This window comes from Caulifigura coniformis (assembly GCF_007745175.1).
GTDB classification, from domain to species: domain Bacteria; phylum Planctomycetota; class Planctomycetia; order Planctomycetales; family Planctomycetaceae; genus Caulifigura; species Caulifigura coniformis.
In genome coordinates this window covers 2,233,962-2,256,520 of record NZ_CP036271.1, presented here as the reverse complement: position 1 = coordinate 2,256,520, position 22,559 = coordinate 2,233,962, and the positions used below count along the sequence as shown (strand labels likewise).

The following is a 22,559-nucleotide window of genomic DNA, read 5'->3' as shown; positions in this document are numbered from 1 at the left end:
CCGGCGAGGCCATCGTACGCGAAGGCAGGCCTTTTACGTCAGTTCACAATGGCGACATGTGGTTGTGGCTTGCCGGTGCGATCCGTGGGCTCAAAGACGAGCGGCTGCGGGAACGGGTTGATCTGCCAGCGGTCTTCAACGAGCAGGGCGTCATTCCTCAGGAGATGCGAGGTTTGCGCCCGGAACACGAATGGCCCCACGCCTTCCCCGGTCATCTGATCCATGAGGCCGTTTGAGTTGCGAGCATTGACGCAGACAGTCAGTTCATTGCCGATGCCAGCAATGTCGAAGTGAAGCGATGTGTAGCGGAAATTGACGGGGACCAGTTCGATGTCATCCCCGTCATGGAAAACGAGCTGGCGGTCACCCCGATCATCACTGGAAAATCGCACGTCCGTGACGCGCATCTGAGTTTCGAGACGTGTCAGCATTGTGGCCGGCGCCTGATCAAGGTGATGCAGGTTCATGTCACCATCCAGACTCGCGTCGAACAGGTGCTGCAGGAAGAGCCTGGCCGTGACAGTCGACGTTGCTGTCCAGACTGCGCCCTCGCGGTCACAAAGATCAATCTCGCAGGCCAGTGCGTCCGTTGGGAAATCGTCAATGGGCGCCGGAACGCGTCGGAACCGGAGCTCCAACCGGGTCACGCGTCCAGAATCGATCTGAAGGATGCGGCTGTCACTGGTTTGCTGACGACGGCCACAATTCTCCAGATCGAGTGTGAAAGGGGCCGGCATGCTGGCGGGCGTGCTCTGGGCGATCACTTCGTTGGCCCGTCTGCGTCCACACACCGATCGAGGGCCCAGTCTCTCAGGATCTGCACCCGCTCGGCCGCCAGTGTAGCGAGGGGGCGCGTCTGGCAGACCGCCGCGACCAGGTGCTCGTTCGACAGTTGTGCCCGCTCCGAAAACGCCTCGAACAACGCACTCACAATCACCTGTTCCAGCTCCGCGCCGCTGAAGCCTTCGGTGGCATCGGCGAGGGCGCTGAGATCGAACTTGTGCGGATCGCGGTTGCGCTTCCGCAGGTGGATCGCGAGGACTTCGAGTCGGACGGCGCGGGACGGGAGATCGATGAAGAACACTTCGTCGAAGCGGCCTTTACGCATCAGTTCCGGCGGCAGGGCCGAGACGTCGTTGGCCGTGGCGATCATGAAGATGGGATGGCGGTGATCCTGCATCCAGGACAGGAGCGTCCCGAACATCCGCTTGGATAAACCACCGTCGGAGGACGATTCGGACGCAGACGCGAACGCCTTTTCGATTTCATCGATCCACAGAATGGCGGGGGCCATCGCCTCGGCCTGTGAGAGCGCCTTCCGAAGCTGGCTTTCACTTTCGCCGATGTACTTCTGGTAGAGGACGCCGGGATCGAGCCGGAGGAGCGGCATGCCCCAGTCGGCCGCGACGGCTTTGGCGCACAGGCTCTTTCCGCAGCCGGGCACGCCGAGCATGAGCACGCCGCGCGGTGGCTCGAGACCGAACTCGCGGGCTTCGAGTGTGTAGCCTCCACGACGCTGCTTGAGCCAGCCCTTCAGCGCCCGCAGGCCGGCGACATCATCAATGTGGAGGTCGACGGCGATCGCTTCCAGGCACCCGGCGGAGCCGAGCAGAGTGCGTTTGGCTTCGACGATCTTGGCGATGTCGTTCCCGGTGAGGCAGTGGTCGTGATAGATGGCGGCTGCGACAACGCGTTCGGCCTGCTCGCAACTCAGTCCGCGGAGCGTCTGGACGATCTGCTCCACTTCGCGGCGGGTGACGTTTCCGATGACTTCCTTCTTCGAGTTCCGCCGGATCTTGGAGAAGGTCGCTTTGACGACGTTTTCGAGTTCGTCAAAGGTCGGCCAGCCGATTTCGAATTGAACGGTCAGCCGGCGAAGCTCGGCGGGGATCGGTTGCGACTCGATCAGGATGAGAGTCGAGTTCCATTCCGTCATCCTGGGGAGGATGTCGCGGATCGTGCGGTGCAGGTGTGCGTCTTTGCCGTGCGGAGCGAGGTCCTTGAAGATGTAGACGGCGTTCCCGGGCCCCATATCGCGAATGTATTCGAGAGCCGCGATCGGTTTGTTGTCGAGCGTTTCCAGATCCGTGAACCCGGCCGCCTCAATCGGCTTGAGACCGCACGTCATGGACCACTCCATGGTGAGCCGGTCACACTCTTTTCCGGCCTGCAGGACGATCTCGCGTGCCCGCTGCTCGTCAGCTGTCTCGATGGCGATCAGGGGATTGCCGGCCCGGATAAGAAGCGCGAGGCCTTGGGGCATCATTCACCAGTCACAAAGTGGAACAGCAGACTTCAAGCAGGGATTCAGCGGATCGGCGACCGCCGCTGAATTCTCGGCGAATTCGCGACCGGCGGCAAATCCGTTGTCGGGGATCGTCGACGGGAAATGAATGGCTGGTCTCAGTGCGTCTCTGATCGGAACGCTTCCCGTTCCAGGCGGTCCCGATCTTCCTGAAACTCCAGAGCCCGGAGTGAGCGATCGAGCGCCGAAGCGGCGAAACCTTCGGCGGCCGTGGTCAGCTCCGGGCGCCCCATAGATGCCAGGGCGGCCGCGGCTTTCTGGAGTCGAAGTCCGACTTCGACGCGCGATGCTCCGTCGCGGGCGAGCGGCAGGAATGCGTCTTCGAAGAAGTCTTCCAGCGAGATCCGCGGCACGAAGAGACGTGGGTGCTTCACTTCACGATCCTCGCGGTCGATGCCGGCCAGGGGCGACAGGACCCGAATCAGTGTGCCGATGACGTCGATGGCCGTGCCGGAGTCGTTGATCGCCGGCGAAAGCGCCCGGCAGCCGATTTCACAGAGGACGACCAGTCCAAACCGAGGATCCTGGTCGAACGAACGGTCATCGCCGATGGAGAACGCCTTCAGAATCTTTCGCGTCGCCTCCTGTTCGTCGAAGTCCTGTCCGCGCGGCAACACATGGGCGAGCGGCCGCACGGGAGAGCAGTACGTTCCCGGGCGAGTTGCCAGGAAGATGTCGGCATCGAGTTCGTCGGAGATGGCGGAGAGTTGTCCCGCATCGACGTGCAGCAGGTAGCCAATCGAATTCGTGGTGACCGGCAGTGCGTCTGAAGGAATTGAAACGAGGCGCGTGCCGCCGAGGTCCGGATCTTCCACGTACTGCCGCATGATGGTGGACGCCGTTTTCTCGACGAGGTCGATCGTTTCGCCGACGCGTCCCAGTCGGGCGAGATAGTCGATCCACTGCACCAGCGTGACCACGATCATCCCGATCACGGCGAGCGTCACGAGGAACATGACGCTTCGACCACCGTCTCCGTAGTAATTCGAGTTGAGGGCGATGATTCCGACGAGGCTGAAGAGAAACCCGCCCAGGAACGTCGAGAGTGCGGACTGTGCGGTGGAATCCTCCAGCAGCAGCCGCGTGGCGCGCGGCGTCGCGCCGTTGGCGGCGGCGGACGCGGCGGAGACCATCGTCGAGAGCGAGAAGACGGTCACCGTCAGCATGCTGGAGGCGAGAATCGTCAGGATGCTCTCGACGGCATCCGCGCCGAGCCCTTTGCTCAGTCGGTAAGAGATGTAGGGGGAAAGAACATTGGCAATCAGTGCGGTGATGATGCCCAGAAGGCAAAACAGCGTTGCCCGCGCCCAGAGCCGCTTCGTCAGACGCTGCAGATTCCAGCGCCAGCGCTGTGAGAGCATTTGGACTCGTTCGCACGAAGAAGTTTCGACCGGAACCACGACTCGCGTCTGATCGGCGGAGTCTCGAAGACATCCTATGGCAGTTTGAGCAGCGTCACGAGAGGAACGCCAGAACGTTTGACTTCATCCAGTATGGTGGTCCCGGCGGGGGGCGGATCGAGCGATGTCCAGGGGTCGGCCCTGCGTTGAAAGAGAAGAACGTAGGGCGATCCGTCGGGACGCTTGTCGTCATAAGGGGCCAGGGAGATCCCGGCCGCCTGAAGGATCGGAGACTGGCGGAGCAGGTGTGGCAGGTAAATCGGGTGCAGCACCGGGGCGACGTCGATCCGGCTGCCGCGAGGAATCTTGGCGACGATCTCCCGCTGGAAGGAATCGGTCAGTCCTTCCATCCAGTAACTGCGCTCGAAGCCAAGGCGATCGGCCCCGGCCAGGCCGCCGGTGAGGGCGTTGTAGTAACTGAGCTGAAACGGATTGAGGGCCGGGATCCCCCACGCCTGTGCGGCCAGCCCGACGGTGAGCAGGCCCGCCGTGGTACGACCGGGGAAACGCCGCAGCAAGATGGCGGCTCCGAGTCCCGCGAGTGCGCCCCAGAGCGGGAAGACCACTCCAAACAGACGCTCGCCGTCGTAGACGCGGATGCCTGGTTTCGTGAAGACCGCCAGCGGAACCACGATCGCCCAGAGAATCAGCTGAACGCGAGGATCGATGCCCCAAGATCGCGTTGTGTGGGGCGTGTCGGCGACTGTTGGCGACGGGGGGAATTCGACGGGAGCCTGGAACTGGAGACTACGACTTCTCCACAGCCCCAGGGTGGCGAGGAGGTGTAGACCAATCGGCACCGTGACCGCGAACATGACCCACGGGTAGTGCCACGGAACGTCGGCGTCCGCCCAGCGCTCGCCCCAGTAGAAGCAATAGAGCGTCTGACGTTCGGTGGTCCGGGCGAAGTACTCCTTCACGTGTGCCAGCGGGTCGAGCCACAGCCAGGGCCAGCCGATGAAGAACACGGCGAGCCCCACTGCCCCGAACAGGGCGACGCGCGGAACCGCTTTGAGCTTCCACTGCGTCAGGGCCCACACTCCCACGGCCGGGCCGAGAAACACGGCCTGCATCTTCGTCAGGAGGGCCAGCCCGAAGAGCACGCCAGGGAGCACGAAGGAACGCCATCCGGGAGGGGCTGACTTCAGGGTGCACCGGTCGGCAGTGACGAATACGCAGGCCGCGTAGGCGAGCCCGATGAAGGTCTCCAGCGACGCGAGATGCGCGTGGGCGAACTGGCGCGGGAGGATGGCGACGGCGAACGCGGCGGCGTTTCCGGCGAGAGGCCCAAACCATTTCTGGAGGAACCAGCCGGCGATGAAGACGGTGAGAGCGAACGCGATGGCCGATGCGGGCCGGGCCGCAGTTTCAACGAACGGGGAGTCTGCGTTCCCCTTGAGGTACTCGTGCATGAATCCGAGCGCCCAGCGGCCGAGCGGCGGGTGGTCGGGGTTGTAGTTGCGGCTGCCGTAGACCTCGCGAATGGCGGCGGGGTGGAGGCTGCCGATCCCCTGGGCCTCGAGCGCGTCGACGAGATAGACGCCGGCCGCGACGTTGAACCCTTCATCGAGTGTCAGGCCCGGGGCCTGGGCGAGTTGCGGGACGAAGAGTCCCCGTTCTCCGCTGGCCAGAACTGCGGCCAGAGCCATGAGCGCGACGAGGGCCGGTCCGCAGCGTCTCCCGATGCGGTTGTGTGGCGGAGCAGGACTGGGGTGAGGATCCGATGGCACACCCGCAGAGTCGGGAACCGGTTGGAGCACGTCAAGCAGCGGGGGGCGAGCTGGAGTGGGGCGTGGAATTGCTTCGGGAGCGAAGCTTCGCGTGCGAAGGAAATGGCAATCTGGGCGGATTGTTCCGACGTGTTGCAAAACGGCAACGCCCGATCGCTGCGCGATTAACCGTTTCCGGCCGGATTCCGGGGCGTTCGGGCGTACGGTTGTAGGGGTGGAACGATCTGTGAGGTTTTCACGGGCGTCTGGCAGGACGGTCCTGCCGAATCCGCCCGATAACCCGCGAACGCACGACAAAACGACTGAAGACGTTCGCACACGTTCGACGAAATTAATACGCAGACGGTTCGATCTGAACTGAGGGGGTTTGCGATGACCCCGGATTGCAAGAGGCAATCACTCAGGACGGGCTGGACCGTGCAAGGGGGGAATGGACAACCAGGCTGCTCGATTGCCGGACAGGGAAGTCTGGCCCGTGCAGTCCGTCCTCCTCTCCGCTTGCGCCGGGCTGAAATGTTCCGGCCTCCTGCGATGCCTGCCAACGAGGCGACTGCCTTTCTGAACATCCCGCGTGTTCGGCAAGGCAGCGATTCGAAGGCAAACAAGCTGCACTCCTCGTCATTCGGTCCCATGAGACGAGTCCGTTGCTTTCGGCCTGGCCGCTGAAAGACACGGGGGGAACGGACCGGCTGATGGATGGGTGAATTCAACCCGAAGGGTGTGACGCCCCCTTCGACCCAGAACCGCAAGTGATTCGGAGAGCCCGCAATGAGGACGATTTTTACGACTGGACAAGTCGCCAAGATTTGTAAGGTCGCGCCCCGCACGGTCAGCAAGTGGTTTGATTCGGGCCGCCTTCGCGGTTACCGGATCCCCGGCTCGCAGGACCGTCGCATCCCCCGCGAACACCTGATCCGGTTCCTGAAGGAACACGGAATGCCCCTCGGGGAACTCGAAGACGAAGCGATGGGCAAACTGCTCCTCGTCGGCGTCGAGACGGGAGTCCAGGGTGGCCTGAAAGACGTGCTTTCGGCCGAGGACTTCAAGATGGAATTCGCCGCGAGCGGATTCGAAGCCGGCATCCAGGCGGAATCGCTTGATCCGGACGCAGTGGTCATCGACTTCGGCATGGGCCGCAACGAAGCCCTGATGATCGCGCAGAACCTTCGCCGCAATGCGGATTACAACGACACGGTGCTGATTGCACTGTTGACGGACGAAGACAACGCCAGCGGTTTCGACCGCACGCTGTTCAGCGAGACTTTCCGGAAGCCGTTCGACGCCGCTCTGCTGGCCGAACGCATCCGGACGCTGGTCAGCCGCAAAAAGCAGCTCGTCTGAGCCGAGCCGCGTCACAGGGCGACAGGCGACGATCCGATTCACAACAGGAGCTGCCGGTGAGCGATCACCGGCGGCTTCTGTCGTTCCCGGACGTCGTCAACGACGCAGTCGGAAGTTCGCGGCGGGCAACGTCACTTTGCCGCCGGTGATTCTTCGATCGCCTGGACAACGCAACCCTGTTCCGGCCGCTGCCGGTTCGAACGCGCTGACAAGACGCCTCTTCGAAATGGCAACGACGGCAAGGAGGCCAGATGCCGGACGTGTCAGACCGGATCGATGAAACCGAGCTGGCGACGATCGCGAAGGATTCCACCATCGGGCTCACTCGTGAGTCTGGTCCACCTGCGGGCGGGCCTGTCCTGGCGGAACGAACCGCGACCCTCTCACCAACCCGGCTCATCCCACGATTCGTTCCGCGCTTCCACTTTCCTGGGCCCCTCTGACTGAACGAACAGGTGCCGGAATTGATTCCGGCCCCCTCGGCAAAGACAACGAACCGGAGTGCCTGAGGCGGCACGCCGGTTCGTTTTTTTGTTGGCTGTCTCTTCGCCCTCCCGGCCGTCTCGCCTGCCGGCGATCTCCATTGTTCTCACAACCTCACAAGACTCCGCTCGATTTCCCTTCTGACGACTTCAGGACATGGAGGAGCGTCTTGTTGTCCAGGAACGGTTCGTTGCCCGTATTGGCCCACACGACCCGTCCGTCTTTCACGACGAACGTGCCGTGATCCAACTCCTTGCCGTCGAAGACGCCGAAACTCGCGGCGGTCTTGTTCTCCGGGTCGCTGAGCACTGGAAAGTGGAACTCCCCATATTCTTTGAAGCGATCTCGCGTGTGTTCCGTGCTGTCGGAGCTCATCGCCACGACCTCGGCCCCGAGCTCGTGGAAAAGCTCCAGGTCTTTGTCGATCGCGAACAACTGCGCCACACAGTGGTTGCATCCGTAGCCGTAGTAGACCACGACGATCACCGGCCCTCTGGACGACCACTCACTGAACGAGCGTTCGACGTCCTTCGAATCCTTCAGCGCAAACGCCGGGGCAGGCTTGCCGATCAGCGGGTGTTGCTGGCTGGGGACCGGCTGGAAGCTCGCGTCATTCAGGATCTCGGACAGTCCCGCCGACAGCGGTTTCGTCTGTGTCGCAGCCAGGTAGGCCTCGGCATCCGCGGCGATATTCCCGGTGGGAACAAGACCATACTTCTGGCAGAGAAGCCGGCACTGCGCCAGCAGATCCGCATCGGTTGCCCGCAGTTCGGGGCCGAGAATATGGTAGCTCACGAGCGACGCGTAGAGTATCGCAACGGCCGCCAACAGGCCGAGGAACAGTCGCGTTCCCAGGTTTCTTCGCACTCCGGAACCCTCCTGAAACACCATTGTCAGTCCTTACTTTCCTTGAGTGGCGGTCTGCCGCACGACCTGGCGCGGAACCTGGGAGACCGGCAACGCGAGCGTGGCCGTGTACTGCGTCTTGTCGTAACCCTCACCTTTCTGATCGTCGCGCATGTGATGAACGCAGATCAGAACCCAGTCTCCCTCTTCGGGAGTCCAGACGGCTTCGCCCTGGGCGTCCGTGTGCCGCTCGTACTTCGCATCAAATCCTGCCTGCAGCGACTTACTCCGCGGTACGAACGAAACGTGTGCATTGGCGAGCGGCTTCGCCTCATGCAACACCCTGACACGTAGCGGCTGCCCGGCCGTTGACCCCAGGATCGGGTCGAAGAGAGGGACCAGTTCGATCGGGAAGCCGAGAGGCTTCGAGACGTCCCCGGACGAATCTGCGATCTGACCCTGTCTGGCAGCATACAGATACGCCTTGCTGCTTTTGACGCTCCGTGTCGTGCCATGTGGCTTGTCGAGCTGGTGGGTGATGACGTGCAGCCCCGGCTCATCAGCGACATATCGAGCCGTCCAGAAGCCCTCCCGGGTCGTCAGCCCCGTGTCGGTCAGGACCTTGGTGAGATCCCGCTTGCGGCCGGAGGGCGACGTGACGTCCAGGCTCCATCCGCCCTGCTCGACTTTGCTGGCAAGTTTGAAGTCGCGATGTTCATTCCCATGGTTGCCGAGGCACAGATCGACGTGCGCCACGTCGCCGGCGACGACGAGCGGTGAGTCGACCTGGATCCACGTGTCGTGAGCTTGAGCCGCACTGCAGACGCTCAAGAGAACTGTGAAAGCCACCCAGCGCATTGAAATCTCCCGGTGCGATTCTCTGAGACGGTTTTCAGAACTCACTGACCACCTCGCTTCCACCGCGTGTGGCGACGGCTCTCCAGGTATTGAGGTCGATGTTGTCGCTCACAAACCTCACAGCCCCATCACACAGTCCGGTCTGAACTCCTCCTGCATGCGCGCTGCGGGCGCCGGTCAAGGCGTAGTTGTGAGAGCCGTTGTGGCAGTCGGCGAACTCCCTGGAGTTGGGCGAGCGGAAGTGGTTGTAAATCGTGTCGGCAAAGTGTCCGTTGACCCATTTCGCTCCCCGCTGGCCGGACCACACGGCCGCCGAGGCCGGGTTGCAGGCCGACGAAGTGGTCTGCGTTTGACCCGTCAATTCGATCACGCGCTTGCGATAATCCCCTGCAGCAGGGGCCGTTGCCACGCCGTCGCCAAGAAGCTGTTCACCGAAGGCGACTGTGTTGCTGGTTCCGTCCGTGATGTCGCGAAACCCGATCCGCGATCGCGAGAAGATCACGCCATCGGCATCCCGCGCGGAAGCGAACCGCGTGTCTGTCTCCACGGTGGTGCCGTTCAGTGCCGACCCGGCGCAGGCCGGGTAGCTGATGCCGCCATAGACCGAGCCGGGAACGACGTCTGAATCGCTGGGGCAGAGCATGAGCGTCAATTTCAATCGCGAAGCCGAGTCGTTTGCCGCCACGGCCGCCGCGTTGTAGACGCCCTGGAAGGCAATGAGCGGCGGAACGGAGAAGTTGAGCAGGTTCTGCAGACCGGCCTGGTCCACATACGGCAGCAACTGGGCCTGGGAGGACCAGGCCATCGGGAAGCCGAGCACACCCGGCGGAAAAACTGAATGGGTCGACTCGTAGTTGTGCAGCGCCAGGCCGAGCTGCTTGAGGTTGTTTTTGCATTGCGTGCGGCGTGCGGCCTCGCGGGCCTGTTGCACCGCGGGCAGCAGGAGAGCGATCAGGATGGCGATGATCGCGATGACGACCAACAGCTCAATCAATGTGAATCCACGTCGCGTGGACATACAGAAACTCCAGCAGCGGGCGCAGAGCGGCCCCGGGGACGTTGACGAGAAAACGACTGACTAGGCCCAGTCGTGTCGTCTCGGCGGCGGCGTCGGAGTTTCCAGCACGGGAGAATCTGCCGACTCGGATCCCCAAAGCGGAGCAGGAGAATTCGCTTCCATCACCGCTGAGAAATCAGGGACTGGCGGCAGAACGGCCAAGGCGAAGATTGACCAGCTGGCCGTGAGGCCGCGGCACTTCATCACTTCACTCAGCACCAGTGTGCGAGTCTTTGATTTCGGCTTCGGCCTGGCGGCGGCTGGAGGTGCATCCTTCGAACAGCACGACCGGGCGCACACGGCGGGTCTGGTCTCGGTCGCCACCAGAGCGTCCGGAATGTACCCGAGACGCTCTTCAGCGAAGGCGATACGCTCGGCCCTCGTGGTGCAGCAGCAACTCGTCCAGCAGTCGTGTGCCGAGCGGCATCCACAGGGCCGGTTCATGCAGGGGAAGGGAATCGAGAGATCCTTCGCTGTCGGCGCAGCGCTCGGCAGCGGGAATTGCAGGATTCCCATCCAGACGAGCATGAAGCCGGCAAGCAGCCGGCGTGGCCAGACAGATCGCATCACGGGCAGTCACGAGGGACGCCTTCTCCGCGAGCGAGGATACGCAGCCTGACGTGACTTGTCAGGCGACCTGGAGAACTTTCTCGCCCGCGGCAATGCGGGCAGGCGAAGCGGGGCGGGGACAGTTCGAGTGCGAAGAAAACACACTCACTGGTTCAGCGACGCAGGAATCTCTGCGAATCGCCGATGAGTCACACCGGAAGAAAGAAAGAGGGTCCTCCCGGAATCGAACCGGGGATGATGGATTTGCAATCCATGACCCTCAGACCTGACCGAACGCGAAAAAAGCCTGCAATTCTTCAGGGCTGGCGAGGGTGACAACCCTCTCCAGAACCTCTCCACGGTGCACTGAGTGCACCATTTCGGTCAGAGAGCCCTGTGAGAAAGCCGTTCTTCCGGAAGCAAACCCGCTCGTGGTACGTCAAAGATTCTTCAGGCCGGTTCCTTCGGCTTGGCTCGACTCGAACTGAGGCGTTCGAGGCCTGGCACCGAATGATGTCCGGTCACGAGGCAACGCCGGATTCTGGTCTGAGCGTTCGACAACTCGTTGACGACTTCCTCGTCTGGTCGACCGGTCATTGTGCTCCTGCCACTGTGAAGTGGTACGCCGCATACCTTGTCGGATCCCGGAAGGCGTTCGTGAGCGTCTTCGGCGACCGCCTCGTCAGCGACATGGGGCCGCTCGACCTTGAGCAGTGGATCGACCGTCACTTCTCGAAGGCCAGCGAGAACGGCCGGCTCGGAATCAAGCGGGCGGTGATGCGTTGCTTCAACTGGGCCGTCAAGAAGCGACTATGCCCGACAAATCCGCTCTCGGGAGCGGACATCTACTCGCGTCCGGGTGCACGTCGCCTTGCATCCTATCAACCACGACGGAGCTACCTGAACGAGGAACAGTGGAAGGCGGCGATTGAGTCGGTCGCGTCCGACGACTGGCTCGCCGACCTGCTCGTCCTCCTCCGGGAAACGGGAGCGCGTCCGTTCGAGATCCGGATTCTCGAAGTCCGTCACTTCCTGCCGGAACTGAAGGTTCTCGTCATCCCCCAGGACGAGGGCAAGGGGAAAAAGGAACGCATCATCCCGTTGACGGATCGGGCCGTTGAGATCATCACCCGGCTCGCCGCGACGCGAAGGAAACATCTGTTTGTGAACCGCCGGGGGAATCCGATCACGAAACACGCCCTGGCCAAACGCCTCGGCCACCTCAGTGAGAAACTGGGCTTCAGGATCCACGCCTACGCTCTGCGGAGTTCCTTCATCACCGATGGTCTCGCACTCGGTGTGACGTCGGATGTCCTCAAGACGGTCGTCGGCCATGCCTCGACGCGGATGATTCAGACCGTCTACAGCGTGCTGGAGAAGCGTGCAGAGTGCCTTCTGGCGGCGTCGGCAACGATCCGGGGATCGAATCCCGTCCGTACCTAGATCGCGTTCGACGCAACTCTCGGACGTCGAAGAGCTTCCCCGTCGTCCATTGGTCGGGCGGACGTCATGGGCCCGCTGGTCACAATCAGCGGCGTCCGTGACGAGCGAGTAGCCTGCGGGATCGAACTGCCAGCTATTCCTTGGGATGTGTCGCCTGGCGAGATCGGTCCGTAACCCCTCCCCGGCTTTAGACATGAACAGGCGTTCCCTATCCTGGAGGGCAGAATGTCATCTGCAATTCCTCGTCTCAGATCTCGATCGGCCAGGTGTTTTCCGAGGGTTCGGGCGACTGCCCACGTCTCGCCGAGTTGACGTTGGCTTTAACAACGGCAGGGTGCCTGCCCATCAACTGATGGAGCGATCCACGACCATCAGCGACGCTGGCGAAACGTTTCAGTCGTGTCGTTCTAAGCCATTGCCAGCATTCGTTTCTGCATTGAGGAGTCCTGGCTTCGGCCGGGGCAGTCCAAACAGGTTCTCGACCAGGTTTCGGGTCGTGGCGATCTTCCGAAACCTGCTCTTGGGAACCAGCACAATCCCCGGCCGCTCCAGTTTGACGCCGGCCGCATTCGCTTTCGTGTGCTTGGCCGTCTTGAAGTTCTCCAAGGACGGCAAGGGCTCACCGGCGACGCCGCCGAAGTAGAGGTAGGAGAGGCGCAACCGGCACGTGTTCGGATCTTCGTTGCGGACGAGCCAGACAACACAGCCGCCTGGCTTTTCGGCCAGAGCGATGTTGATCTTCTGGCTGGCCACTTTCGCGTCCGGCTTCGAGGTCTTCAGTTGAACGTGCCGTAGGACGCCGCCGCATTCGAACACGACGTCGTAGCCCGAGGAGTCGACTTCGGACCGCAGGACCTCGATCGTCTCTCCGAAGCCATACCAGACCTCCTGGAGCACTTCCGAGACGAACGCGTGTTCGACGATCTGCTCGTAGAATTGCGACTTCCGATAGGTGTCGTCGGGGCCCGGTTGTTCCTTGATGATGATATCGGTCACGCCGCTCCACCTGTTTCTTGTCGCTCTCGCCGGGTTGATCGGGCCGTTAGGTTCAGGCCACGAACCTGTTGGTCCCCACCAGCCGCGCCTGGCCCACCTCCAGCAGCACCTCCAGCACTTCGCCGACCTGCTCCTTCTTCGGCCGGGTGAACTGCGCTGCGATGTCGTCGAGCGTGGCCGGTTTTCCGGTGGAGACAAGCGCCCCGCGAACCGCCTTGATCCGCTCCGCCAGTTTCGCCGGCCAGGCCTGCTTCTTCGCCCGCTTGGCCCCCTTCGCCGCACCCGCGGTGCCGGCCGCTCCCTTGCCGGCCTTCTTCCCCTTAGTCTTCCGCCCCTTCGCGGGCTGTTCATCCTCCTCGTCGTCAGCTTCCTCGACGTCCAGCCGCTGCTGCGTCTTCCCCTGCCCGGACGGATTCTGGAACTCCGGCCGCAGCCAGCGCACAAGCCCCCGCTTCTCCTCCTCCGCCCGCTCATGGTTCAGGGCGACGAGCCGTTCGAGAATCTCTTCATCCGTCAGCGTGGCGGGCCAGCCGTAGGCTTCGAAGACGGCGGCGTCGAGTTCGTCGTGAATCTGCTTGAGGACGGAGACGAGGCCTTGCTCGTGGATGACCTGTTCCTTCGCCGTCAGCGGCTCTCCGGAGCGGAGCTTTTCGAGGACGTTGTACATCCCGGTCATCGTGAGGTCGGGATGAAGCTGCTGCTGGCGTTTGCGATGCGTGTCGAGTTGCTCAGCGCGTTTCCTCAGCGTACTCAGATCTCCCTGCATATCAGGGAATGGAAACGATTCGAAGCAAACCGAATGATTGTAGGTCGAGTCGTTTCCTACACCCAACCAACCACCAACGCGATTAGCAAAGACAACGTGAATCCTCGATGACAGCACAGCCAGGCTTGCCGGGTCCTGCAGGGCAAACACCAAGACTTTGGTCTCAGGCAATACTCGCGAGCCAACAAACTGAAAAAAACGGTGTCGTGATGTTCGTGAAGTTACAACGATTTTCTCTAGGTCATCTAGAGCTCTCCGAAATTTGCCGCGAGGCTCTGAGTGAAGCCACCACTCCTTGGCATATTTTTCACGAGGATTTTGGTCGCGTTCTGGTTTCACACGCGTTGATAGCCACTGATAGGTCGCTGGATATCGCTCCGTCAACTCCGCCAGAGAGATGCCATATGTATCCAAAACGTACTGTTCGCGTTTTAATTGAGTGATGTCCCGGCCGGTAATGTACGGCCTCAAAAGCAACCGATCCGCCTCACCGAAACTTGCTTTGGCCTCAGCTGGCGAGATTACAAACCCTTGTCCAGATAATTGAACGCCAGGGCAAGCTAGCCGTTGATTCGACGCGAGCTTTTGGACCGAGGTCAAATTGACGCCAACCGTCAGATCAGCTGCGATTTCACCCACCTTCGAAGTCAGCAGCGGATTATCAGATTCTGAGCTTGAATCCTGCACCTCATAAAGTACGCCTTGAAGACCGCCGGGTCCCAGGACTGTCATCGCAATTCTCACAGATGCTCCATCTGAAGAATCCACCCAGGGATGATCCGGAATCGCGAAGACGATTGAGGCTTGTGACTGCACTAAATTGTCTCGAACTACGCGATTGTTGAACGTCTGGGTGATGCTATTGGTGGTAATCAATCCTGAGCGGTGAATGAGGCGCTGGCCCAGCAGGTGTGCTGCGGAATGCCACCAGTACATCACGTAGTCGATGCTCTCTGGCAGCTCTCGAAAGGCGTCTCTGATAGCCTTGACATAACCGTCTCCGAGGACCGTCTTCATCCGCTTATTTCCCACAAACGGAGGATTCCCCACGATATAATCCGCCTTCGGCCATTCTGCCTTCCGCGGATTCACATACCGCATCTCCTGCACCCGCGCCGTCTCGTCGGGCACTTCCTCCCTCGTCACCGGATGCGTCTTCGTCGTCCGGCCGTCCCACCGCGTCACCGGCTGGCCCTCCTCATTGACGACCGGCTCCACCGAGTCCCACGCCAGCATCGCGTCCCGGCACTCGATGTTGTGGAACTTCCGGATGATCGGCTCCGCCAGCGTGTCAGGACCTCGCGTCCGGAAATGCCACTGCAGGTAGCCGATCCAGAGCACCAGGTCCGCGATCGCCGCCGCCCGAGGGTTCACCTCGATTCCCAGGAACTGGTGTGGATCGATCGTCAGCAGCGGCAACTGGTTCTCGCCGAACTCCCGCAGGGCGTTGAGCACCTCGCCTTCCAGCCGCTTCATCAGCTCCAGCGACACGTACAGGAAGTTCCCGCTCCCGCACGCCGGGTCCAGCACACGCGTCTCGCACAGCTTCTCGTGGAACTCCCGCACCGTCCGCCGAGCCTCGCCCGGCTTCTGGGCCGCCACCAGCGCGATCGCCTCGGCATAGACGTCGTCCCATTCCTCGCGGAGCGGCTCGATGATGGTCGGCATGACCAGCCGCTCGACGTAGGCCCGTGGCGTGTAGTGTGCGCCGAGCTTGTGACGCTCGTGTGGGTCGAGGGCCCGCTCCAGCAGAGTGCCGAAGATGGCGGGCTCGACGTCGGACCAGTCGGCCCGCGCGGCTTCGATCAGCAGTTCCAACTGATCGGCCGTCAGGGGAATGGCCTGGCACTCGGAAAACAGTCCGCCGTTGAACTCAAGGATCTTCCGCGCCAGCACCGTCGAAAACCCGCCGGTGTTCATTTGCGACCACAGCGCTTCGAGCATCGGCTTCAGCGTGGAAGGGTCGTCCCGCCGGGCTTCGAGGAACTTGCGGAAGTCGTCCTTCCGGAACCCGCCGACCTGCAGGTCCTCCGCGAACATCGTGAACAGGCAACGCATCAGAAACTGCGCCACCGCCTCCGGCGAATGCTTCTTCCGCGATCCTTTCGGCGAGCGGGGGGCGTCAGCCCCCTGTGCTTCGGTCGCTGTGTCCTCATCGTAGATCTGCCCCTCCAGCCGCTTCGCCAGTTCCGCCAGCTTGGCCGCCAGATCTCGCGTCGCCTTCGCCGCCCGCTTCGCCGGATCGAGCGACTGCGGGTCCTGCCACACGGCCCGCAGCATCGCCAGGGTCTTCTGGCCCCGCTCCGGATGGACGATGTCGGCAAGCGGGATCCGGAACGTCTTCGGATCAGGAAACGGCTGATACAGCTTCCCCGTCCCGCTGAAATCGGCGTACAGGTCGAAACAGTGGCCGATGTCGGCCACGATCAGGATCGGTGGCCATTCCGGCAACGCTTCGGCGTACCGTTTGACCTGCCGGTACGCCTTGGTCATCGCCTGACGCCAGCTCTCCGATCCGCGCTGGGCCGTCCCCTTGAGCAGTCGACGATTCTTCGTCACCTCGGCCAGTGCTTCGGCCTCCTCAGCGCTTTTGCGTTCGCTCCCCTGCTTGGACTCCAGGACGAAGCACCCCTGGCGATAGAGATCGACCCGGCCCTGGCTGGTGGACCCGTCGCCGTTGTTGAACGTGACGCCCTTTTCAAACACGTAGGTGTTCGCGGCATCATCGGAGACCGTCGGCCGAGGCTTTTCGACGTCGAGCAGTTCGCAGAGGTCGATCAGAAACGACTGCGAGTTCGCGATCTCCTTCCCCGCCGCGGCCTGCCACTTATTGACGAATTCGTTCGGCGTCATGCGCGAGCCCTGAGATGAGAATGCCGAGCACCTTAACATGCTCGCCGCAGACACCCAACCATCATCACGCCCTGAAAAGCCGAGACTCGTTGCCGCGGCATGGGATTGTCAGCCGGCCTTCCGATGCGGTAGTTTCGTTCGAGGGCTTTGGGGCGACCATCACTCTCACGGGCGAGGCTAAGATGGCACAGGCTGCACCGCGTAATCCACGCATTTCTCTAAACAAGCTGGGCGAATACTGCACCACGGCAACCGCTGTCCGGCGACGTGCAATCGTTCGCGATCAACGGAACCCGCCCGACGTTGTCGTGGCTCGCTACACGAAGGCCATGGATCCCATCGAGCAGTTTCTTGTCAGCGGCGGAGAGGACACAACTCCGATTGATCGTGCCATCGTGCGCCTGAGGAACTCGACGCCGACGTCATCATGGTCACTGGACGATGCCAACAACACGGCCGACGCGCTGAGACACTTCCTCGCTGTCGCGGATCAATTGCCGATGGATGGCGTCACCTGGGTTCGCGGTGAGAATTCCCCATCGCCCCTGCAGATCGCGGGAGTGCGAATCAGCGTACGTCCTGACTTCATCCTCAGGTTCACCAGCCGGACCGGCGAACAACGTGTCGGAGCACTCAAACTGCACTTCATCAAGGGGGATGCCCAAGCTCTCTCCGAACAGGGGCAGGAATTCGTTGCAGCCATCTGCCATCGCTGGCTACTGGACAACTCGCAGAACCGTGTACCGGATAAGTCCCACTGCTTCTCGCTCGATCTCTTCCGAGAACGCCTCGTGAGGGCACCCAATGCCGTCGTGAGGACTATGAACATCGTTGAGGCCTCGTGTGCCGAATACGCAACCGCGTGGGCTGCTCAAGCGAATGCCGGCAGCTAGCGGAGTTCTGATCTGACACCTCGCTGTCGACCGTTCTCTCAGCAAAAAGGTGTCGCGGCGAAGCACGGAGAGAAACAACGTTTCTCCCGTGCGTACGCCACCCGTCATTCGTTTCCTTTCCTCTCCACACTTAGGGGAAGGAGAATTCCGTCGACGAATGCTGGAGATCTGGAGCCATGCAGGTCCGTCGAAAAAAATCTAGGTCAATTCAGTAGACAAGTTCCTGTCGACGAGTATCCTCGGGTGACGTCAGCAGGACGCTGGCGAATGAGGGTGTCCGTACTAAGGATTTTTCTGAACGGCCATCCAAGGCTATCTCGGCTCACTGGGCAGCAATCGCAACCAGCTCTCATGGATAGCGGCAGTTTCATTGAACTGTCTTCACGGCGTCTTGCTCGACTACCGGCGATTGTTCGCCAAGCAGACTGACGACCATTCGGGTCGACCCGATGACGCACCGGGTCCGCGTTGCGTCGATCTCCACGTAAGGAGACGAAGGTAGATGAGACGAGAGGCTGCACAGGTAACCATTGCGCGCTTTGCCGAGTACTTCGGCCGGCGGCACCTTCAGTCGGAGTCGCAGACAGTTGTCTGACGGCCTCCTGACCTGGAGCGAACTCGAACGTCTCGCGGACTCTCAGGAGGATCGCTGGGTTTTCGAGGGGTTACTCCGACAAGGTGAACTGGTGTTGTTCCACGGGGCACCGTACAGCGGAAAGACCACGACCACATGCGAGTTGGCCGTGGCCGCCGCAACCGGATCGCCCTTCCTGGGTTTTCCGGTACCAGAGAAGCACCTGATTCTGTTCGTGAACGCCGATGGCGCTCACGAGCGGACACTGAGGAATCGCTTCAAGCGTGCCGTGAAACCAGACGGGGTAGATGCCTGGAACCGACGGTTCTACAGCGTCGCGACGAATGCCATGAAGCTCCCGCTCGACGCGGAGTTTTTGCGGCTGAAGATCGAGGCTGTGCAAGCTCGGTTTGGTGCGGAGGAACGAGGGATCGTCGTCATCGACGGACTACGAACTGGCCTCCTCGTTGGTGAGGCAGCGAATGTCGAAAACGACTCGGCGTCGATGTCACGCATCCTGAGGCCGATCCGGAATCTTGCGAGAGAGACCGGCTGGGTCATCCTGGTTCTCCATCACTCAAACCGGTCGAGCGGCGATTACAGCGGCTCTGCGGCGATTCCTGGTGCGACGGAAGGAGTGTGGAGTATCGAGCGACACGAGACCTCCAAGACGTCGACGCTGCGAGTCAAAACCAGAGACGCCGTGCTTCCCGCACTGCGTGTGATGGAACACGAGGGAGGCCTGCAGCTGGCGGGGAACCTGAACTCGGCCTCGCCCGACGGAGACGCTGTCACGAACTTCGTGGAGCAGTTCCCAACGGACGAGGCAGCGGGATGGACTCGTGACGATGTCGTCGACAAGGGTCTCGCGACAGAGAAGACAGTCGCGAAGGCACTGCAGAGGGGTCTCGAAGGTGGCCTTGTTCAAACTGGACGGGGTCGCAAGGGAAGCCCGTTTCGTTACCACCGACGCTGTGTCCGAGTCGACGGAAGCACGTCAGCGTGACCTGGTCGAGCGGTCGAACTGATGCCTCAACGCCCGAGTCGATTTAGTACTCAGTCCCCGGCAGGCGTTGACCGGGGAAGACTTTCAAAGCGAGGAGGTTGCCCAGAGTGAAGAAAGTGACGCGGTCCTGAAAAGGGCCGACTGTGTCCCTGGCAGCGTTGTCGGGAAGCTACGAATCGTGGAATCGTTCTACATCGTTGCGACGGGACCAAGGAGAAGACGAAGTCGGTGGTACGCACTGTGTCGGTGCGAGTGCGGGAAACTCTGGTCGCCTGAGATCTCGAATCTCGGCGACAGGACATTCTCATGCGGGTGCTGGAATCGATCCCAGCGCTTCCGTCATGGGCTGTACGGCACGCGGGCCTATTCGGCCGGCGCTCAGGCGTACCAGCGGTGCACCAACCAGCGAAACAAGCACTGGGAGGACTACGGCGGTCGCGGGATCGAGTTTCGGTTCGCGTCAGTCGCGGCGTGCGCCCAGCACCTGAAGTCGCTGCCAGGTGCAGACGACCGTTCGCTGTCGATCGACCGGATTGACAACGACGGCCATTACGAAGCCGGCAATCTGAGGTGGGCGACAGCCAGCCAGCAGAGCCGGAACCGTCGTCCGCGAAGGAGAAGTGGTGCACCAAACGTGCACCAAAGCGGTTGATATTGAATCACCCCTGTTCTTCTGTAAGGTGCAGTTACCTGAAGGGAACAGGGGATTTTTCGTCCACGGAACGAGAAAAGCCGCGACTCATCGCGAGTCACGGCTCTTGTTCAGAAAGAGGGTCCTCCCGGAATCGAACCGGGGATGATGGATTTGCAATCCATTGCCTTACCGCTTGGCTAAGGACCCTTGAGCAGATTGTCAGCGTGCTGTCGGGTCGCCGTCTCGACTCCCGCGGGAGCCAGGCAGGTCCGTTGCCAGCACACAATCATTCGGAAACCCGCGTGATGTTCCATCAGGAAAACCGGCAGAGTCTCCAGACTGGTGACACCAGGGACGCCGCCCCGGTTCGCCAGATTGCCCGAAGTCCGCCATCGGTAAACTCCGGGGAGGAAATGCTAGAAGGATTCGGGCCCCGCGAAAAGGGATCGGCGGCGACTTCTAGCGATTCACGTCCCGAATCGCGTCGTTGATCATGCCGGTGTACCAGAAGACGATGCGGAAGATCAGGAAGATGATGAACGCGGCGACCATGCACCAGATGGCCCAGCCGGCGGCGGTTGCGAGGTTTCGGAGCGATCGGCGGGCCTGATCCTCGAACTGCGGACTGAGCCGGTTCAGAGTTTCCGGAACGGTGCCGGTCGTTTCGCCGACGTGCACCATCTGCACGAACTCGGTTGAAAACAGTCCGCATTCCCCGAGGGCTTCGGTCAGGGATTCCCCTTCCCGGACACTGCGGACAATCTGCGGCGTCGCGGCGATGAACGCCTGGTTGGCCGTGGCTTTCAGGCTGGCCTCGAGGCTGTCGTCGATCGGCATTCCGGCCTCCTGGGTGAGGTAGAAGGCCCAGCTGAAGCGGGCGATCGCGAAGGCCTCCATGCAGGGGCCGATGACAGGCATCTGCATCATTGCGCGGAAGACAGCTGCGGTGAAGGACTCGTACGACGTCAGGATGCGGTAACTGACAACCAGCCCCACCAGGAGCGCGGCCCAGCCTCCCAGCCAGGTCAAGGCTCCCGAGACGCCGAACAGGCCGAATCCGAGCGGATCGAGCCGGTCGGGGCCCGACCCCAGCACGTCCATCAGGATGATCAGGAACGCGATGATCAACAGGGCCGCGAAGAACTGCAGCACGGGCCAGGTGATCTGGCCATAGAAATCTCGTCTCAGCCGCAGGTTGCTCTCGTAGTGGTCGGCCAGCGACTTGAAGACCTCGGGGAGCATCCCGGTCTGCTCGGCCACGCGGACCATGTCGACGGTCAGGTCGGGGAACAGGCCGTCCTGCGCGTCCATCGCCTCGGCGAGCTGCTCTCCCTCCTTGATGCGGTCGGCGATGTCGACCATCGCGTTGCGGAGGGCTGGCTGTGACGCCTTTCCCCCGGCGATGCCGATCGCCTTGAGCGCCGGGACGCCCGCCTGGAGCGTCGTGCCGAGAGAACGGCAGACGATCGCCAGTTGTTTCAGCGACAGTTTCGATCGGAACATTCGCTCACCGCCCCGGGGATCCGCTGCCATCTTACGCATCCGCAGCGCCGGATGTGGGAACGGCGCCGGTCGATCACTGGAAGAGCCGTGGGGCGAAGTCGTTCAGGTACTTTCGCCAGTTGATCCAGGTGTGGCCGCCGCTTCCGATGTTCAGCTCATGCTTGATGCCATGCCGGGTGAGAACTTCGCCGAGGGCCTTCGAGCCGGCCAGGGCGCCTTCGTCCTTTTCGCCAACGCTGATCGAGAGGATGCCGATCGAGCCGTTGAGGAGATTGGCTCCGGAGAGAAACTCCGTGTTCTTCGCTTCCCATTCCTTGCCGCCGTCCTTGCCGATGCTGGCGCTCCAGATTCCGTAGGCGGTGAACGCTCTGGGGGTCGACGTCAGGACGCGGGTGGTGTGGCCGCCGCCCATCGAGAGGCCGGCCAGGGCGCGGTTGGCGGGTCCCGGTTTGACACGGCAGGTTTTTTCGATGAACGGGACAACGTCATCGACCAGATGCCGGGCGATCTTCGCCTGGTTGGCATCCGACGCGGCCTTCCATTCCGCGGTCAGAGTTTTGCCGTCCGCCTCGTGTCGCCGGATGCCATCCGGGATGGAGAGGCTGCCGTTGGGCATCACGATGAGCATCGGCTTCGCTTTGCCGGCAGCGATCAGGTTGTCGAGGATGAAGCCGGCGCGGCCGATGGTGCTCCAGCCAGCGTCGTCGTCACCCGAGCCGTGCAGGAGATAGAGGACAGGGTAGGCGTCCTTCGAGACCTCGTAGCCGGGAGGGGTGTAGATGTGCAGCCGCCGTTGCCCGCCGAGGACGGAGGCGGGGAACCAGGCCGCGTGGAGCGAGCCGTGGGGGATGTCTTTCGTGGCCTGGAAGTCGGATTCTTGGCCCGGCACCTCGAACATGCTGTCGTTGCCAGCAATGCCCGGCTTGAACATCGGGTTACGGGCATCAAGGGTCTTCACGCCGTCGATGTTGAACGAATAGGTGTAGAAATCGGACGGAAGCGGGCCGACCGTCACCGACCAGACGCCGCGGTCGTCCTTCATCATCTTGCCGTTCCCGAAATCCCCCGCGACGGAAATGGCTTCGGCGTTCGGGGCGTAGATCCGGAAGGTCACCTGCTTCTCCGGAGAGACTTCCACCGATTTGAGGTTTGACGGAGCCCCCTGCCGGCGTCCGTCCTGGGCGCCGGCAGGCAGTGCGGCCGCGAGGAAACCAAGGCATGCGATGGAGCGCAGATGGCGGGCGTTCATAGGAGGGTGTTCCGGACTGAGGGAAGCAATCGACCGCCGCCACTTTACGGCCTCGAGACCGGCAGACAACTCC

The 22,559-nt window shown here is 61.9% G+C and carries 15 protein-coding genes and 2 tRNA genes; 4 read left to right on the top strand and 13 right to left on the bottom strand.

From position 1 onward, the window contains the following. Window positions 1-38 precede the first annotated feature (38 nt). The 4 genes from Pan44_RS08865 to Pan44_RS08850 all read right to left on the bottom strand — a co-directional run bounded on the left by Pan44_RS08865 (window position 39) and on the right by Pan44_RS08850 (window position 5,354). On the bottom strand, window positions 39-467 hold the full coding sequence (locus Pan44_RS08865; protein WP_145029287.1) for a hypothetical protein: 429 nt from the start codon (window positions 465-467) through the stop codon (window positions 39-41). Window positions 468-760: 293 nt separating this feature from the next. Next, window positions 761-2,266: an AAA family ATPase gene (locus Pan44_RS08860; protein ID WP_231754260.1), complete on the bottom strand. Its 1,506-nt coding sequence runs from the start codon at window positions 2,264-2,266 to the stop codon at window positions 761-763. A 137-nt stretch (window positions 2,267-2,403) separates the two neighbouring features. Further along, window positions 2,404-3,666, bottom strand: a complete 1,263-nt coding sequence (locus tag Pan44_RS08855) for a DUF2254 domain-containing protein (protein WP_145029285.1) — start codon at window positions 3,664-3,666, stop codon at window positions 2,404-2,406. A 74-nt stretch (window positions 3,667-3,740) separates the two neighbouring features. Then, window positions 3,741-5,354, bottom strand: a complete 1,614-nt coding sequence (locus Pan44_RS08850; RefSeq protein WP_145029283.1) for an ArnT family glycosyltransferase — start codon at window positions 5,352-5,354, stop codon at window positions 3,741-3,743. Window positions 5,355-6,203: 849 nt separating this feature from the next. Between Pan44_RS08850 and Pan44_RS08845 the strand changes: the two genes are divergently transcribed. After that, complete coding sequence (locus Pan44_RS08845; RefSeq protein WP_145029281.1) at window positions 6,204-6,776, top strand: helix-turn-helix domain-containing protein; 573 nt, start codon at window positions 6,204-6,206, stop codon at window positions 6,774-6,776. Window positions 6,777-7,373: 597 nt separating this feature from the next. Here the strand turns inward: Pan44_RS08845 and Pan44_RS08840 are convergent. The 4 genes from Pan44_RS08840 to Pan44_RS27320 all read right to left on the bottom strand — a co-directional run bounded on the left by Pan44_RS08840 (window position 7,374) and on the right by Pan44_RS27320 (window position 10,914). Further along, window positions 7,374-8,126: a peroxiredoxin family protein gene (locus tag Pan44_RS08840; protein ID WP_231754259.1), complete on the bottom strand. Its 753-nt coding sequence runs from the start codon at window positions 8,124-8,126 to the stop codon at window positions 7,374-7,376. 33 nt (window positions 8,127-8,159) lie between these two features. Further along, window positions 8,160-8,963: a DUF4198 domain-containing protein gene (locus Pan44_RS08835; protein WP_145029277.1), complete on the bottom strand. Its 804-nt coding sequence runs from the start codon at window positions 8,961-8,963 to the stop codon at window positions 8,160-8,162. A 34-nt stretch (window positions 8,964-8,997) separates the two neighbouring features. Then, window positions 8,998-9,981 (bottom strand): DUF1559 domain-containing protein, encoded by a 984-nt coding sequence (locus tag Pan44_RS08830; RefSeq protein WP_145029275.1) that lies wholly within the window; start codon window positions 9,979-9,981, stop codon window positions 8,998-9,000. 814 nt (window positions 9,982-10,795) lie between these two features. After that, window positions 10,796-10,914, bottom strand: a tRNA-Cys gene (locus Pan44_RS27320). A gap of 165 nt (window positions 10,915-11,079) precedes the next feature. Between Pan44_RS27320 and Pan44_RS08825 the strand changes: the two genes are divergently transcribed. Further along, complete coding sequence (locus Pan44_RS08825; RefSeq protein ID WP_145029273.1) at window positions 11,080-12,012, top strand: tyrosine-type recombinase/integrase; 933 nt, start codon at window positions 11,080-11,082, stop codon at window positions 12,010-12,012. Between the two features lie 393 nt (window positions 12,013-12,405). Here the strand turns inward: Pan44_RS08825 and Pan44_RS08820 are convergent, their stop codons facing one another. Both Pan44_RS08820 and Pan44_RS08815 read right to left on the bottom strand, forming a co-directional pair. Next, complete coding sequence (locus Pan44_RS08820; protein ID WP_197453959.1) at window positions 12,406-13,008, bottom strand: hypothetical protein; 603 nt, start codon at window positions 13,006-13,008, stop codon at window positions 12,406-12,408. 52 nt (window positions 13,009-13,060) lie between these two features. Then, a complete protein-coding gene (locus Pan44_RS08815) occupies window positions 13,061-16,627 on the bottom strand; it encodes a DNA methyltransferase (protein ID WP_197453958.1) in 3,567 nt (1,188 codons plus the stop codon). A 308-nt stretch (window positions 16,628-16,935) separates the two neighbouring features. Between Pan44_RS08815 and Pan44_RS08810 the strand changes: the two genes are divergently transcribed. Next, window positions 16,936-17,520: a hypothetical protein gene (locus Pan44_RS08810; protein ID WP_231754258.1), complete on the top strand. Its 585-nt coding sequence runs from the start codon at window positions 16,936-16,938 to the stop codon at window positions 17,518-17,520. A gap of 587 nt (window positions 17,521-18,107) precedes the next feature. After that, entirely contained in the window at window positions 18,108-19,100 is a 993-nt protein-coding gene (locus tag Pan44_RS08805; protein WP_197453957.1) for an AAA family ATPase, read from the top strand. A gap of 770 nt (window positions 19,101-19,870) precedes the next feature. Here Pan44_RS08805 and Pan44_RS08800 read toward each other — a convergent pair. The 3 genes from Pan44_RS08800 to Pan44_RS08790 form a co-directional block, all read right to left on the bottom strand. Then, window positions 19,871-19,941: transfer RNA gene (locus Pan44_RS08800), tRNA-Cys, on the bottom strand. Between the two features lie 252 nt (window positions 19,942-20,193). After that, window positions 20,194-21,237, bottom strand: a complete 1,044-nt coding sequence (locus Pan44_RS08795) for a type II secretion system F family protein (protein WP_145029265.1) — start codon at window positions 21,235-21,237, stop codon at window positions 20,194-20,196. 73 nt (window positions 21,238-21,310) lie between these two features. Next, on the bottom strand, window positions 21,311-22,486 hold the full coding sequence (locus tag Pan44_RS08790; protein ID WP_145029263.1) for an esterase: 1,176 nt from the start codon (window positions 22,484-22,486) through the stop codon (window positions 21,311-21,313). Window positions 22,487-22,559: the final 73 nt, after the last annotated feature.